The organism is Candidatus Nitrospira neomarina, assembly GCF_032051675.1.
Classification (GTDB): domain Bacteria; phylum Nitrospirota; class Nitrospiria; order Nitrospirales; family UBA8639; genus Nitrospira_E; species Nitrospira_E neomarina.
In genome coordinates this window covers 4,512,009-4,526,800 of the sequence record NZ_CP116968.1, presented here as the reverse complement: position 1 = coordinate 4,526,800, position 14,792 = coordinate 4,512,009, and the positions used below count along the sequence as shown (strand labels likewise).

11 protein-coding genes are annotated in these 14,792 nt (G+C 50.2%); 6 read left to right on the top strand and 5 right to left on the bottom strand.

Annotation, left to right across the window (positions count from 1 at the left end; translation table 11 throughout):
• The first annotated feature begins 533 nt into the window (after nucleotides 1-533).
• Together PQG83_RS19635 and PQG83_RS19630 are read left to right on the top strand one after the other, a co-directional pair.
• A complete protein-coding gene (locus PQG83_RS19635; RefSeq protein WP_312744687.1) occupies nucleotides 534-1,244 on the top strand; it encodes a hypothetical protein in 711 nt (236 codons plus the stop codon).
• A gap of 25 nt (nucleotides 1,245-1,269) precedes the next feature.
• Entirely contained in the window at nucleotides 1,270-2,301 is a 1,032-nt protein-coding gene (locus PQG83_RS19630) for a DUF362 domain-containing protein (protein ID WP_312744684.1), read from the top strand.
• 324 nt (nucleotides 2,302-2,625) lie between these two features.
• Here PQG83_RS19630 and ybgF read toward each other — a convergent pair whose 3' ends face one another.
• The 5 genes from ybgF to PQG83_RS19605 all read right to left on the bottom strand — a co-directional run bounded on the left by ybgF (nucleotide 2,626) and on the right by PQG83_RS19605 (nucleotide 9,504).
• Nucleotides 2,626-4,056 carry a tol-pal system protein YbgF gene (gene ybgF, locus PQG83_RS19625; protein ID WP_312744681.1) on the bottom strand — a complete coding sequence of 477 codons (1,431 nt, stop codon included), beginning with the start codon at nucleotides 4,054-4,056 and terminating at the stop codon, nucleotides 2,626-2,628.
• Nucleotides 4,057-4,111: 55 nt separating this feature from the next.
• The gene (locus PQG83_RS19620) at nucleotides 4,112-4,858 is read right to left on the bottom strand and encodes an OmpA family protein (RefSeq protein ID WP_312744678.1); all 747 of its coding nucleotides are present in this window, start codon (nucleotides 4,856-4,858) and stop codon (nucleotides 4,112-4,114) included.
• A gap of 628 nt (nucleotides 4,859-5,486) precedes the next feature.
• Nucleotides 5,487-7,433, bottom strand: coding sequence for a diguanylate cyclase domain-containing protein (locus PQG83_RS19615; RefSeq protein WP_312744675.1), 1,947 nt, complete (start codon nucleotides 7,431-7,433; stop codon nucleotides 5,487-5,489).
• 216 nt (nucleotides 7,434-7,649) lie between these two features.
• Complete coding sequence (locus tag PQG83_RS19610) at nucleotides 7,650-8,384, bottom strand: nucleotidyltransferase family protein (RefSeq protein WP_312744672.1); 735 nt, start codon at nucleotides 8,382-8,384, stop codon at nucleotides 7,650-7,652.
• 10 nt (nucleotides 8,385-8,394) lie between these two features.
• Nucleotides 8,395-9,504, bottom strand: coding sequence for an aminoglycoside phosphotransferase family protein (locus PQG83_RS19605; RefSeq protein WP_312744669.1), 1,110 nt, complete (start codon nucleotides 9,502-9,504; stop codon nucleotides 8,395-8,397).
• Between the two features lie 343 nt (nucleotides 9,505-9,847).
• On the opposite strand from PQG83_RS19605, the gene PQG83_RS19600 reads away from it, so the two are divergent.
• The 4 genes from PQG83_RS19600 to zwf all read left to right on the top strand — a co-directional run bounded on the left by PQG83_RS19600 (nucleotide 9,848) and on the right by zwf (nucleotide 14,687).
• Nucleotides 9,848-10,045 carry a hypothetical protein gene (locus PQG83_RS19600; protein WP_312744666.1) on the top strand — a complete coding sequence of 66 codons (198 nt, stop codon included), beginning with the start codon at nucleotides 9,848-9,850 and terminating at the stop codon, nucleotides 10,043-10,045.
• A gap of 262 nt (nucleotides 10,046-10,307) precedes the next feature.
• On the top strand, nucleotides 10,308-12,158 hold the full coding sequence (locus tag PQG83_RS19595; protein ID WP_312744663.1) for a glycoside hydrolase family 15 protein: 1,851 nt from the start codon (nucleotides 10,308-10,310) through the stop codon (nucleotides 12,156-12,158).
• A gap of 63 nt (nucleotides 12,159-12,221) precedes the next feature.
• Nucleotides 12,222-13,115 carry a phosphogluconate dehydrogenase (NAD(+)-dependent, decarboxylating) gene (gene gnd / locus PQG83_RS19590; RefSeq protein WP_312744660.1) on the top strand — a complete coding sequence of 298 codons (894 nt, stop codon included), beginning with the start codon at nucleotides 12,222-12,224 and terminating at the stop codon, nucleotides 13,113-13,115.
• Nucleotides 13,116-13,136: 21 nt separating this feature from the next.
• Nucleotides 13,137-14,687: a glucose-6-phosphate dehydrogenase gene (gene zwf / locus PQG83_RS19585; protein ID WP_312744658.1), complete on the top strand. Its 1,551-nt coding sequence runs from the start codon at nucleotides 13,137-13,139 to the stop codon at nucleotides 14,685-14,687.
• The last annotated feature ends 105 nt before the right edge of the window (nucleotides 14,688-14,792 follow it).

Below are 14,792 nucleotides of genomic sequence, written 5' to 3'. Positions count from 1 at the left end.
AGGATGTCTGCGGTGGTAACCCGACAGTCGCATGACGAAGGGAGACGGCAGGCCTGAGCCCCATTTGTCGGTTTCCTCTTTGCTCTCCGGGCCTTCCGACGAGGTACCATTATCCCCACCCTTCCCCGGCCTCCTCGCCATTTATCGGGCATCCATCGTTGAGGTTCTACGGGTGGATCCACGCTCACTACGAGCAGAATTAGGGGAGGGAGGTGCGGGTATGACTGAAGCGTGGTCTGAGGATTGTTAAGGTTACCTCGATTTAAACCGAACAACATGGAATATCCACACTTAATCGAATTGCATGAGACCTGAATTTTTCTCTTATGATTCAAAAACCATTTCGTCATGCTCTTGAGCTTCTCCAATCCTGGCAACAACCAAACGGAGGGTTCCCCTATCATTCCGGGGAAGAGGCACGGCCGGACGCAACAGCCTGGGCCATTATCTCAATGTCAGCATATGAGTTCGATCCTGAAAGCTGTAACCGAGGAAGGTCATATTTAGCTTCACAACAGGCGGACGACGGACGCGTGAGCATCTCTGTCTCTCACCCAGAGGCATCCTGGCCAACACCACTCGCCATCTTCGCCTGGGAAAGCATTCCCCAGTATCAAGAAGCGAAATCCCTGGCTGTCGACTATCTCATAGGGTTTACCGGCCGACATTTCCCTACCCCAGATCCTTCAATAATTGGGCACGACACCGCCATTCTGGGATGGCCATGGATTGCCGACACCCATAGCTGGGTTGTACCCACTGCCCTCGCTCTGCTGGCCTTACAAGAGGTGGGGTTGAGCACTCATCCTCGCGCCATTGCCGGGCAACAGATGCTCATCAACCGCCAACTGTCAAACGGTGGATGGAATTTCGGCAGTACCACGGTGTTCAGAAGAGAGTTACATCCGCTCCCTGAGTGCTCCGCCATCGCTCTGCAAGCTCTGGCTGGCACCACCCCCATTCGCGAGGTAAAACGAAGCCTTGACTATCTCTTACATGAACTCCCTCACCTCCGGACTCCCATTTCACTTGGTTGGGCCCTCCTGGGCTTAGGAGCCTGGGGGTTGAAACCCGCAAACACGGAGGAGTTGGCCAAGGCGAGTTTGCAACTGCAAGAACGGTATGGGCCCTATCCCCTTCCCTCTCTAGCCTTGCTTCTGTGCGCCGTGAAAGCCTCTCATGGTCTGCACTCGTTATTCAGATCTTTGCCCCAAGAAACGCCCGCTTCTACTACTCGTAACTGACACTGAACAGGCAAGAAATATTTCGATGACCACCCCGCCCACACACACAGAACAGCCAACGCTTTCCAGGAGGCAATTGCTGCAGGCCTGTCTGGTCGGAGGGGGATTAGCTGTGTCAGGGTTCTCCCTGCTTCATTGGTTAATTGCCCCTCGGCTAACGGCTCACACGTTCATCGGTCAAGCGGAAACATATAATACAGACCTGGCGAAACTTATTCGCCAAGGGTTCCAAGAATTGGGGATCACTCCATTAGAGATCAAAGGAAAACGCATTTTGTTAAAACCGAACTTGGTTGAGCCACACCAATCGTTATCACATATCAATACGCACCCCCTGGTCATTCGAGGAGCCGTCGAGGCGTTCCTTTCCCTGGGTGCGGCGTCTGTCCTCGTGGCGGAAGGACCAGGACATCGCCACGACACTCTTTTAGTCTTGGAGGAATCAGGCTTGGCAGATGTCCTGTACGAAGACCACATCCCCTTTCGAGATCTGAATACAATGGAAGGGGTAGTTATGCCTAACCTGGGTGGTCAGACAAGGATGGCCTCATTGACCTTTCCTCGAATAGTCAAAGAAGTCGATTGGGTTGTCTCGCTGGCCAAGATGAAAACGCATCATTGGGCTGGAGTAACCCTGTCCATGAAAAATTTTTTTGGCGTAATGCCTGGAAATTATTATGGATGGCCGAAGAATGTGTTACACCATGCTGGAATCCCGCAATCCATTTTGGATATCAATGCGACCCTCAAACCTCATTTCGCCATTGTCGACGGCATAATCGGAATGGAAGGGGATGGTCCGATAATGGGGACACCTGTCCAATCCGGAGTCCTGGTCATGGGAAGGAATCTTCCGGCCGTCGATGCCACCTGCTGCCGGATTATGGGAATTAATCCGGATAAAATCGAATACCTTCGAAAAGCCGACCAGTGGTTAGGGCCTATTCATGAATCGCTGATTGAACAACGCGGAGAATCTTGGCGAACAGTACACCGCCCTTTCGCCCTGGTCCCGGATATCCCCGCCCATCAAGGCCTTCGTTCATCTCACCTTTGAAAATTCAAGGATCCCCTCAGATCGGCCTCAGAGGTGCATCCGAAAGAATATCCCCTCACTTTTTCTGTCTTTTTAAGATGGACGACCGATAAACAATGTCGGGCTTGATGACCCTAGGCAACGAGCGTTGCCCTTCCGCCTCACGTTTTTCCACCTTCTGCTTCATATCTTTTTCTCCAACGGCTGGCCGGTATAGGTCAGGAACGATGCAGAGAGACTTCCTCCTCCCGAGAAGAACACCGAGGTAACTTAGAACAGGTGACAAAGTCAGATTAGACGCCAGGAGCCAACGACAATAAAAACGACACTGGAAAAATTTGAAGTTTAGGAAGGGTTATCGAGAAAGGCATTCACTTCTTGAAGACGACCATACGCCTTCCCGGCTTCTGGGCTTTGGGGATGGGTTCGTACAAGTTGTTGAAAGACTGACCGCGCCATGGCTAATTCGTGTAATTCCATATGCGAATAGGCGATTTTCAGTAGAGATGCCGGCACTTTATTGCTGGAAGGGTAAAAGGCAAAAACCCGTTCAAATTCATCAATGGCTTCCTGAAACCGTCTTTCGCCGTAATAACATTCACCCAACCAATATTGTGCATTGGAGGCCAAGGGAGAGTCGGCAAATGTCCGCAAAAATGTCGAAAACCCGGTGGAAGCTTCGGCAAAGTTCCCCTGACGAAGAAGCGACATCGCCCGGTCGTATAGCACCTGAGCGTTTCGGGTATCGACATAACCGGAAGGACCCACCTCTGATGTCCCTACCGGAGCCGGCAATGTTTTTGATAGTTGGGATGTGGGAGCATACGCGGCAACCGCCCCAGTTATAACTGAACGAGAACTTTCCTTTGAAGATGGTGAGCCAGCCATCGCATCCGACCGAGGCGGTAGTGGAGTGCGTTGAGAAAGGAAATCTCGGGTTACCCCTACCCGCGCCGACGAATCGAGGCTTTCGTGCATGTGAGCATTCGAGGAAAGGGGACTACCGGGTTGTCCAGCCATGCGAGAGAGTTTTTGCTCATGTTCATCCAATCGCCCCCCGAATGTGACACTGAATTTTTCTAACGTCCCTACCACCGACTGTATACTTCGCCGAACCTCTTCAAAATTCGCCTGAACTTGCTGCGCCTGGGCATCACGTTGTTGAGATTTGAGATCAAGGTGTTTGCGTAAATCCGCGACCTGCTGTTCCTGTTGGGTAACTTGTCGACGAAGAGAAGAAAGCACCTGTTGGTAATCCACCAACGAAGTCCGGAATTCGCCTAACTTACCTCCTTGCTCTGTCAGGAGTTGCTCTTCCCCTGCTAAACGATCTCGAAGTTGATGGACCAAAGGCTCAGATTGTTGAAGCTGGGTTTTGACTTCCTTCATATCTGCGTCATACCGGGCCATTTTTTTTGTTAATTCGTTGACCTGGTTCTGATTGCTTTCAAGCCCTCCACGAACCTGGGAGAGGTCCGTCTCCTTTAAGGTAGCAACTTGGTCCATCACTTCGGCACGAGCATGCAGTAACTCCTGAATCTCAACCCGCTGTTTGGCAATAAGGGAATTGGCTTTTTCCAAGGCGGTATTGGCTTCACTCACGGCTTCCTGGAGTGATGTTTTGCTCTTATCCAACTGGGCGATCTTGGCGTCCAATTCCCGCTTGATTCGTACCACATCCGCCTGCTGAGCCATACACCCTGCCAAGGTCACACTCAGCCCCACAATGACAACTCGAACACTCAAACGATACGAAAATGAATGAGGGCTTAGCATGGTCTTCCTTTATCTTCTCAGAATCCATAAACGGGCTATGCCCGGCAACAAACCTCTACCAATCCCGGCGGTCAGCCACATAGGGCATTGGGGTCGAAGCTACACTGATATCTAGAACAAGATGAGCGCGCCGATTCTTCTGGAAACACGGTTCGGTTGAATCCCAACAGGCCGGATTCTCCTTGCCGAATGACATCACATGAAGCCGCTCTGCGGGGACTCCCAAACTGGTGAGGTAGGTTTTGGTGCGAATGGCACGCTTTTCACCTAAAACATGGTTATAGGAAGCCGTTCCGCGATCATCGCAATGTCCTTCAATAGTAATCTCCGCATACGGATGAGCTTTGAGCCACTCGGCGTTGGCCACTAACGTCGCCTTAGCTTGTTCATTGAGTTGAAAGCTATCAAATTCAAAATGCACATCTCGCAAGCCACTTTGTGCCGTCAATTGTTCCGCACGGGTTCGATTTCCCCAATAATCATTGGGAGTGTCAGAAGGCGTGAGACTTGACTCGAATGGGTGGTCCTCCCGAATCAAGGGATCTTCCGCAAGAAGGTCGGACAAAGCTCCAGTCCCTTCAGGAAAATATCCTTCCCCCATGGAATTCTCTTTTCTTAATGCTTGTTCCGGGGCTCCTGTTGGAAAGTCTCCCTGTGAGGCCACCAAAGTTGGCGCACCGGATTTTTTGCCATATTTATGAACCCCATGTGTGGACCGATGTGCACAGCCGGTGGCCAGCAACATCATCAGGATCACTATTCCCCAAACATAGACTCTGCGGGTCGATGAATGAACAGTCATATTACGAACTCCTTGTTCAACAGCTACTCCGAACAAACCATGAAATCCCTCCTAAAGATCGTCCACAACAATAAAAAATTGCAAAAACAAGGCCAGGGAACATCCCGAATACAAGAAGAACTCCTCACCGGAAATCACGGTGACGGAAAACCCAACATTTCCGAACTGCCCGAAGAAAAGTGACCACACCAATTGCCTCAAATTTCATAGATCTACTGCAGAGTTAGAGATTTCAGGGCATGATCCGGCTAAGAACCATCTCTAAATTCCTCCTGACAGTGCGGCACGGGACTCAGGGGAGTGTTAAATGAGGATAAAAAAATCCATACACCTAGGAGAGGTGGGTGCAGAACTGAAGCAGCATTTACTCAACAATCGTGGCATTTCCTCAACGCTTTTGTTGGGCGCCTAGAGATGAGAGGTGTGTGGGTGGGATAAGCATACATAGCATCAATGAATCTTTTTTTGAAGGAGACATGACAAACACTGTCGCATTAAAACAGGGAGGAACGAGATCCATTTTTGGAGGAGTCGACCTTATGAGATACAAGAACAATACTTTCTAAAATATCGCGGGATTTTAGCTGTTTGGACGAATACAGGAAGAGTGAAATAGCATGACAACGCTTTATTCATCATTCCATTCAGGGGTGGCAAAATACCAGCACTGTCCGCCACGCTCCTTGGCTCGATACATCGCCTGATCAGCAATTTCCACCAACCGATGGGGATCCGTGGAATCCTTGGGATAGACGGAAATCCCAATACTAATCTGTATAGGGATTTTTTCTTTTCCCAATCGAATGGGCGGAATAAGACATTCTAAAATTTTCAGGGCCACCTGACGAATATCTTGAATATGTTCAAGCCCTTGAAGAATTACGGTAAATTCATCCCCGCACAAACGCGCGACGGTATCGGTTGATCGTACACAAGTTGCCAACCGCTCCGCCACGATACGCAACACACGGTCTCCTGTTTGATGTCCATGATAATCATTGATAGTTTTAAAATTATCGAGATCCAAAAAGAATAATGCCAGTAAGGTCCCATTTCGCCTGGCTTGCGCCAACGACTGTTCCAGGCGGTCTTTAAACATAATTCGATTCGGGAGATCGGTTAACGGATCGTAATAGGCATGATGCTTCATCAGGAGTTCTTGTGTCTTTCGAGCGGTCACATCATGCAAGATCACGACAAAATGCATTGGGTCCCTCTGCTCATTGAGCAGAGGAGTAACCACTTGCTCGAAAACCAGAGATTGGCCATTGCTTCCCGTTTGCATCACCTCGGTCTTCAGGCCATTGAACTCTTGGGCAGATGGATCTGACTGGGACATTCTGTCTCGGAGTTCCTCATGAGGGAACGAATGCAATGGAGAACCCAACAACGATTGAATCGAGGAACCACGCAAGGCCGCATAGGCATCATTCACCCATTCTAAATGACCCTGCGCATCTGTCACACAGACGGGATCAAAGACGGAGCCCATCGCCACACTTTGCAATCGCCAGAGATCCAGCTGTTTTCCACGTGCCATCAACCGTTCGATCTCACAACCTAATACCTGCAACCATCCAAGCACCGTCGGATCAACCGGCTGTGGACCTTCAGAACACACCACCAGCATACCGAAACAATCCTCATCCAAAGCCAGAGGAACACCCCAGGTTTGATGACACCGGAATCCGGGCGGAAACCATGCCATGGAACTTGTGGACGGATAACAGGGAGAAAGCAGTGATATTTCAGAACCCCCGCAGGCCTGAATTAACTCACCTTGCTGCGAAACCTGGCTCCACCACAGAGCGCCTTGCGCCTCCCAATCAAACTCCCCAGTCATCGCATGCGCGCGTAACTGGGGCACACTTCCCTTTCCCATAGTGGTCAGCCACACAAAGGCAAAACCAAAAACCCGCACAAGGCCAGCACAAATCTGCGTCAGACACACATCCACACTCTGACCGGAAAACAGTTGGGATTCCAGACTCTGCACCAATTGGATAAAAGGCTGAACGGAAGAGCATTCCGCCTCAGGAGTCAATCCCCAATGCCACGCAACCACCTTCTGCGACTGATCAAACATGGGCACGACCACACATAGGATCTTTTGCGATGGTCTTCCTGTTGGGAGAATTGTCAGCACTCTATTCAGGATCTTCGGAGGAGCATCAATCGCACAAAGATGGGTTCGAAGAATCTTCCATTCCTCATGAGCAACATAATCGGCAATGGACACTTGCCCAATTTCAGCCAGGTCCATCCCCAGGATATGACTCCCCACCTCATTGGCCATAAGGATCACCCCATCACACGAAGTCACGAAATGGATCTGAGATGATTCGGGGAGCGTAATCGGAGCCGGAAGAGAAACCGTCTGATCGCGAACCGGAAGTAAATTTGCAATAGGAGGTGGGTCGGAATTTGTCGAAAGAATTTGAGTGAGTCGGCCCCTCAATCGTTGAAGTGCCTGAGTGAGTTCCTGCTCTTGCGTATCGGAAAGGTCACTCGATTCAGCTTGAAAATCTCTCAAGGACTGTTCGAGTAAGTGATGGAGTCGTTCAAAAGTGGCCACAATTACCTTCACCCTGGCACAAGGAATAGGAAAAACCACAGAGATTATTTAGATAATAAACCCGATATCGATATCTTTTGGCAAGGTTTCCTGGACGTCAACCCTTCAAAAGCGGGGCGATTATTGGCGCCAATTCCTCATCAACGTACTCGGAGCACCAGACAAACAACTCAATCCATGGAGGGAAATAGGGTGCAGCCTGCCAGGAAACCCTTCTTAGGTCTTAGGGAAAATCACTCCGGCCTCGGCATCGGCTTGCGCCTGAGCATAACGTCCCAACGTTCCAATATCGGACCAATAGGCGGTATGAAGAAATCCATATATTTTTGAACCCCGCGCAAGCTCATTCGTATAGGAATCGATGATGGAAAACGGCCTATCCGCAGGGGCATCGTGAAGGACAGAAGGATGGAGAATATGAACCCCCGCAAACATCCGTTGAACCAGGTCAGTAGGCAACTCAGCTTGGCTCGTTCCTCGTCCATTTATTCTGAAAATACGATTTTGTGCGTCCGATTCTACGGCTCCCCATTGGGCGGCTTGCGGATCGTCGCGAAGCACTAACGTGGCCACACCACCATGAGTCCGATGAAATTCTTCCAATCTCTTCAATTCCAATTCGATCAATGTATCCCCATTAATAACCAAAAACGGGTGTTGCTCGAAAAACCACTCGGCCGATTTTAATCCTCCACCCGTTCCTAACAGGGTTGATTCATGGGAATACCTCACCCGCATATCCCAGCGGGATCCGTCCCCGATCGCTTCTTCGATCATATTTCCCAGATAATGCAGATTGATAATGACGTCGCGTATTCCATATGTTCGCAACAACAACAAGTTCCAAATAATGAGCGGCGTTCCCGCAACCGGCAATAACGGTTTGGGAATCGTGTTGGTCAACGGACGAAGGCGAGTGCCAAGACCCGCGGCCAAAATCATGGCCTTCATATGCAAGAAGCTAACGCCATTCAGGGATATACGGAGTCAGATGGGTGAGCAATCGATGGAGTTGAGGATATTTTTCCAAATTGGCACGAACATTCTTTAATGTGTGGGGTATTGAGGCCAAAAAATTCGAATTACCCTTTACGCGGTCAATATACACAAATCGACCGGCAGCCTTCAGATTGCGCTGAATACTCGTGAAGTCAAACAGCCGACGAAACGCTTCAGGATCATGGAATAGCATAGCCAATTGTTGCGAAACTGGTAGATTCTGGCGCATGGCTTCTACGTAACGAGCAATAAGACGATCGATGACCCCTTCATCGAGAGCGATGTAGGAATCCCTCAAAAGGGAGGCCAAATCATAGGTCACAGGGCCCATCAAGGCATCTTGAAAATCAATGACGCCCAGCCGTTCCCCATCCACCATCAAGTTACGGGAATGATAATCACGATGGGTAAACACCTGGGGCTGAGAGGCTAACCATTCGGCCATTTTCTGAAATTCCTCCCGAACCGGCATTTGATCGTCGACACACATAGGCCGCTCTCTCACCACAATGCCATATTCTAAGAAATGCTCAAACTCCCAGAGATAAAGGGGAACATCAAAAGACCTGGTCAACGCCACACAGGGGTCACTGGAAGGATGTGAGGCCTGGAGATGAAGCTGAACGAGCTGATCAACAGCCTTACAGTATAGATCCTCCCCAATAGCCGGGGCAGATTCCTGCCATGCTTGAGCCAGCGTCACGTCTCCAAAATCTTCGAGGTAGAGCAAGCCGCAGGATTCATCGTAAAAATATAACGCGGGAACCTGAACACCAGTCTTCTGCAGATGTTTCAGAATATTCGTGAACGGTAATTCAGTGACGTCTCCCCCGGCTCCACTCACGGCCTCCTCAGAGGCTTTAAACCCTTCCGTATCGGCTAACTTCATCAGAACCACAGAGGAAACTGGAGCCATGGACAGGTGCAAACGGTAATAACGACGATTCGAGGCATCCCCCGCCAACGGCACGCATCGCTCTAGTTCGGCAGTGAACGGAAGATGTTTACGGAGAGTAGAGGACACACCCGTAAGATCGAGGCCCGTCGAAGACAGGGAAGTTTGAGGAGTCATTGCTTACGATTATACGGGCATACCAACTTCTTGTCATCAGGAGGAAATAGGAGCCACTCATTCTGACAACTGCAATTCCATGCTTAGTTTACAATGGCTTAGCTGCGCGGAACGAAAGAAAAAGCCCGCACATCACCAAATGACGACCTGCTTGCCTGCTTGCAGGTCGAAGCCGATTCAGCACAAAAAGGCAATGTTTTTCCGAGGAGGATGAGAACTGTGCAGGCGACATCTTTTTACCTATACCTCCATTTAAGATTGAGAGCATTTTGACGATAAGTAGTATTAAGAGAGGGAAAATTCTCACATGTCACCATAATCACCCACAATGTAAAGGTGCTCTATGGAAATCACCAATCCCCCCCTGCCAACTCTCCCCTCCCCTCACTCTACTTCCTCGGTCCAGGATGGAGATGTGGGCCAAAAAGGAAGTTTTTACAGCCGCAACAGAAAAAAACAACACAAGGATATTGAGGAACACTCGGAAGAACCACCACCCAACGAAGATTCCTCAACACGCCTCATTGATATCCGCGTGTAGCACTGGTTAATTCCTGAATTTTCATGTCTTCTACGCGCCGAATTAATGACGTCACTTCACATTTTGATCATAGGATTCAATATTCTGCAGTTGCGCTGCTGATGAACGATCATATTGGGGACTCGTCCTATCTAAATCAAAATCTAAATATTGAGCCTTATCGATAAATTTATCGCTATATATAGTGTTTATTCCTTAATTTTTGGGTATATTGGCTATTGTATTTCTTGATTTAGCCATTTTCACCTAATGAGAACCAAAAATGAGTTATAAAAACATCGGTGATTACGGCATTATTGGAGATCTCCACACCATTGCCCTTGTGGGGATCGATGGATCGATTGATTGGTGTTGCCTGCCACGATTTGATTCCCCTAGCCTGTTTGGAGCCATTCTTGATCACAAAATTGGAGGGTATTTCAAGATTGCTCCCGTCACAAATGGCAATACCCGACAAATGTACCTGCCGGAAACCAATATTCTGCTGACCCGGTTTTTGCAACATGATGGTGTTGGCGAACTCACTGACTTCATGCCCATCGAATCCGACGAAGCCGGATACCGGCCTCGCCGCCACCAAATTATCCGAATGCTCTCGGTGGTCCGTGGAACCGTCACCTTTCGACTTGAATGCGCGCCCGCATTTAATTTCGGCCGGGACCCTCATAACCTCGAGACCAGACCGAAAGGCATCATCTTTCAATCCGGAGATCAATCCGTGGGATTGGTCAGCCCTATTCCCCTTCATACGCGGGAAAATTTCGCGTATCAGGAGTTCACACTCCATCAGGGCGAAAGCCTGACATTTTTTTTGGAATACCTGGAAGTCAAAAACGGCAGCCAGCTGTTATCCACTCCTGAATCCGGCGACGAAGCCTTTCGAAATACATCCGCCTTCTGGCAGCGCTGGCTGGCACAATGCCAATACGATGGGCGATGGCGGGAAGTGGTTCACCGTTCCGCCTTAGCCCTCAAACTGCTGACGTATGCCCCCACCGGAGCCATTGTGGCGGCTCCCACAACCAGTCTTCCGGAAAATATCGGAGGTCCCCGAAATTGGGACTATCGATATACCTGGATTCGGGATGCAGCCTTTTCTATATACGGGCTATTACGCCTGGGATTTACGGTGGAAGCCAGTCGATTCATGGATTGGCTCAATGCCCGTTGTTGCGAACTCAATCCTGACGGATCTATCCAATTGATGTATGGCATCGACGGTCGTCGAAATCTGACCGAAGAGGAGTTGCCCCATCTGGATGGCCATCGCAGTTCCCGCCCTGTACGCATCGGCAATGGAGCCGCGTCTCAATTGCAAATGGATATGTACGGCGCACTGATGGACGCGGTATATCTCTATAATAAACACGGCGCGTCCATTTCCTATGATCTCTGGGTAAACCTTTGCCGCCTCTTGGATTTTGTCTGCGACAATTGGGAGCAGCCGGATGAAGGCATCTGGGAAGTCAGAGGAGGACGCCGTCATTTTGTCTATTCCAAAGTCATGTGTTGGGTGGCCTTAGATCGCGGCATTCGTCTGGCCGACAAACGAGGCTTTCCAGGCAACCGGGCCCGATGGATGGAGGAACGAGACCGGATCTACCGGGAAATTATGGCACGGGGATGGAATGCCGACATTGGAGCCTTCGTTCAATCCTACGATAGCGAGGCATTGGATGCCGCCAACCTGATTATGCCGCTGGTCTTTTTTGTGTCTCCAACTGATCCTCGAATGCTCTCAACCATTGACCGCACACTCGAGCAACTGGCATTAGGGAGTCTCGTGTATCGTTATGAAAACGGAAAGGCCGCCTCAGATGGACTGGACAGCGATGAAGGCACCTTTAGCATGTGTACCTTTTGGTTAGTCGAAGCCCTGACAAAAGCGGGGCGATTGACGGAAGCACGACTGATCTTTGAAAAAATGTTAAGTTATGGTAATCATCTTCGTTTATATGCCGAGGAAGTCTCACACTCGGGTGAACAGTTAGGAAATTTCCCACAGGCCTTTACACATTTTGGTCTTATAACGGCGGCGTGCAATCTTGATCTGGCTCTCAATACGAAACGTGCCGCCCACACTGTCGTGAGGCGTAATCGACCGTCAGTATGACCTTCACGCCAGGATCAATGACGACTGAAAAGACCACCGCTCGACATCACAGGAGGATCGCATATGGATATCGGTTTCATTGGACTTGGCAAAATGGGAATGAACATGGTCACCCGTTTGAGCCAAGGAGGACATCGGGTTGTTGCCTACGACCGGTCGGCCGACCTGATCAGTGAGGCCGAAACAAAGGGGGCAAATCCGTCTTCATCCTTGGAAGACCTGATCACCAAATTACCGAAACCGCGAGTCGTCTGGGTCATGGTCCCCTCGGGTCAACCCACCGAAGAAACCGTACAACATCTTGGGAAAATCTTGGAGCCCAACGATATCATCATCGATGGAGGCAATACGAAATTTCATGATGACGTTCGCCGGGCGGCCGACCTTCACACTCGCGGCATCCAGTACATTGATGCCGGAACCAGCGGGGGTATTTGGGGATTGCAAATCGGCTATTGTTTGATGGTCGGTGGAAAACAGGAACCCGTCAAGCGATTGGCCCCGATCTTCACAACCTTGGCTCCGGAAAATGGATGGGCCCATGTGGGGGGACATGGCGCTGGGCATTATGTGAAGATGGTTCACAATGGCATTGAATACAGTATGATGCAGGGATACGCGGAAGGGTTCGAACTGATGTCCAAGAGTGACTATAATCTGAATCTCGCCACAATCGCCGATCTCTGGATGCATGGCAGTGTGGTCAGGTCCTGGCTGCTTGAACTAGCCGCCGGAGCGCTCAAACAGGATCCTAAGCTGGAACAATTACAAGGCTACGTACAGGATTCCGGCGAGGGACGGTGGATGATAATGGATGCCATTGAAAAGGACGTACCGGTTCCCACTCTGACGACCGCTTTATTCACCCGATTCCGCTCGCGGCAGGATACCTCCTTCGCGGAAAAAATGTTAGCAGCCCTGCGGAAGGCTTTTGGCGGACATAGCGTCCGACCATAACCGGATTTTTGCGAGGTCGACATGTCACCCATTGAATCTTCTCCCAGGACCGAAGCCACCGTCACGACCAACCGAACCGCAGCAACTCAACCATGCACGATTGTTATTTTCGGTGCCTCGGGCGATCTGACCAAGCGTAAACTTTTACCGGCCCTCTACAACCTCCTTCTGGACGGCTTGTTACCGGACAATTTCGCCGTACTGGGATTAGGCCGGAAGCCTCTTTCGGATGAGGCTTTTCGCGGAATTGCCCGTGAAGGCATCGAACAATTTTCCCGGCAAACACTTGCCCCTGACAAGTGGAAAACATTTCAAAGCCGATTGTTTTATTGTGCAGGAGATATTTCCGCCTCCGACTATTACGGGCAAATTCGTGACCGGTTGAAGGACATTGAAACACCATTCAAACTACCAGGCAATCGCATTTTTTATTTAGCCATCCCCCCAACCTCCTTTGCACCCGCATGCGAGGGGCTCCAGAAGGCCGGGTTAGTGGCGGTCCCCGATCAGGCGGACACGTACTCCCGGGTCATTGTGGAAAAACCGATTGGACACGATTTGTCTTCTGCTCGCGCGATTAATACGGCCATCGGAAATGTCTTCGATGAATCGCAAATATATCGCATCGATCATTATCTGGGGAAAGAGACCGTGCAGAATATTATGGTCATGCGGTTTGCCAACTCCATCTTTGAACCGCTATGGAATCATAAATACATCGACCACGTACAATTGACCGTCAGCGAAGCCGTCACCCTCGGGACCCGAGCCACCTATTACGAAACAGCAGGAGCCCTTCGAGACATGGTGCAAAATCACATTTTGCAACTGCTCTGCCTGATCGCGATGGAACCTCCTTACTCGCTGGATCCGGATGTGGTACGGAATGCTCGAATGGATGTGTTACGGGGACTGCGCCCAATTCGCGGACAAGACGTCGAAAAGATGACTGTTCGCGCCCAGTATGCCCATGGCAACATCAAGGGCCAGGAAGTCCCTGGCTATCGACGAGAGGAAGGGGTCCAACCGGACTCCACCACGGAGACATATGTGGCCTTAAAAGTTTTTGTGGAAAACTGGCGCTGGGCCGGAGTGCCATTCTATATTCGCACGGGGAAAGCCATGCCGACGCGCGCCAGCGAAATCGCCGTCCAATTCAAGGACATTCCCCAGATTTTATTTAATGCCAATCCGCAAATTCCCCAGGCTCCGAATCTGCTCACGCTTCGTATTCAACCCGAAGAAGGCATGGCCCTTCGCATTATTTCTAAAGTACCGGGGACTAAAGCCCAAACGCATCCGGTTGATATGGACTTTCACTACGGTGATGCTTTTAAGGCGCCTTCTCCGGAAGCCTATGAACGATTGCTGTTGGATGTCATGGCGGGGGATACCTCCTTGTTCATGAGACGGGATGCCGTTGAGGCTTCGTGGAAATGGGTCACGGATATCCTTGAAGGATGGAGTGCATATGAAACCAAATGGTTACCCGAATATCCCGCCGGCAGTTGGGGGCCCGTCGAAGCCGATCGACTGATTCATGCAGGCGGGCACCATTGGCGAAAAATCTAGGCCATCCTTTCTGTTAATCTTGCTCGCACAAATGTCGTGACGAGATAAACGTTATCCCCGCTTCCCTCTTTACCAAACCGGTTCAACGTCTTCTTATGAGCGTGA

Excerpts from the sequence above, each read along its gene's own strand:
- PQG83_RS19610 (WP_312744672.1), bottom strand. The coding sequence starts at position 8,384 with ATGAAGGCCATGATTTTGGCCGCGGGTCTTGGCACTCGCCTTCGTCCG.
- PQG83_RS19605 (WP_312744669.1), bottom strand. The coding sequence starts at position 9,504 with ATGACTCCTCAAACTTCCCTGTCTTCGACGGGCCTCGATCTTACGGGT.
- PQG83_RS19620 (WP_312744678.1), bottom strand. The coding sequence starts at position 4,858 with ATGACTGTTCATTCATCGACCCGCAGAGTCTATGTTTGGGGAATAGTG.
- gnd (WP_312744660.1), top strand. The coding sequence starts at position 12,222 with ATGGATATCGGTTTCATTGGACTTGGCAAAATGGGAATGAACATGGTC.
- PQG83_RS19630 (WP_312744684.1), top strand. The coding sequence starts at position 1,270 with ATGACCACCCCGCCCACACACACAGAACAGCCAACGCTTTCCAGGAGG.
- zwf (WP_312744658.1), top strand. The coding sequence starts at position 13,137 with ATGTCACCCATTGAATCTTCTCCCAGGACCGAAGCCACCGTCACGACC.
- PQG83_RS19600 (WP_312744666.1), top strand. The coding sequence starts at position 9,848 with ATGGAAATCACCAATCCCCCCCTGCCAACTCTCCCCTCCCCTCACTCT.
- PQG83_RS19595 (WP_312744663.1), top strand. The coding sequence starts at position 10,308 with ATGAGTTATAAAAACATCGGTGATTACGGCATTATTGGAGATCTCCAC.
- ybgF (WP_312744681.1), bottom strand. The coding sequence starts at position 4,056 with ATGCTAAGCCCTCATTCATTTTCGTATCGTTTGAGTGTTCGAGTTGTC.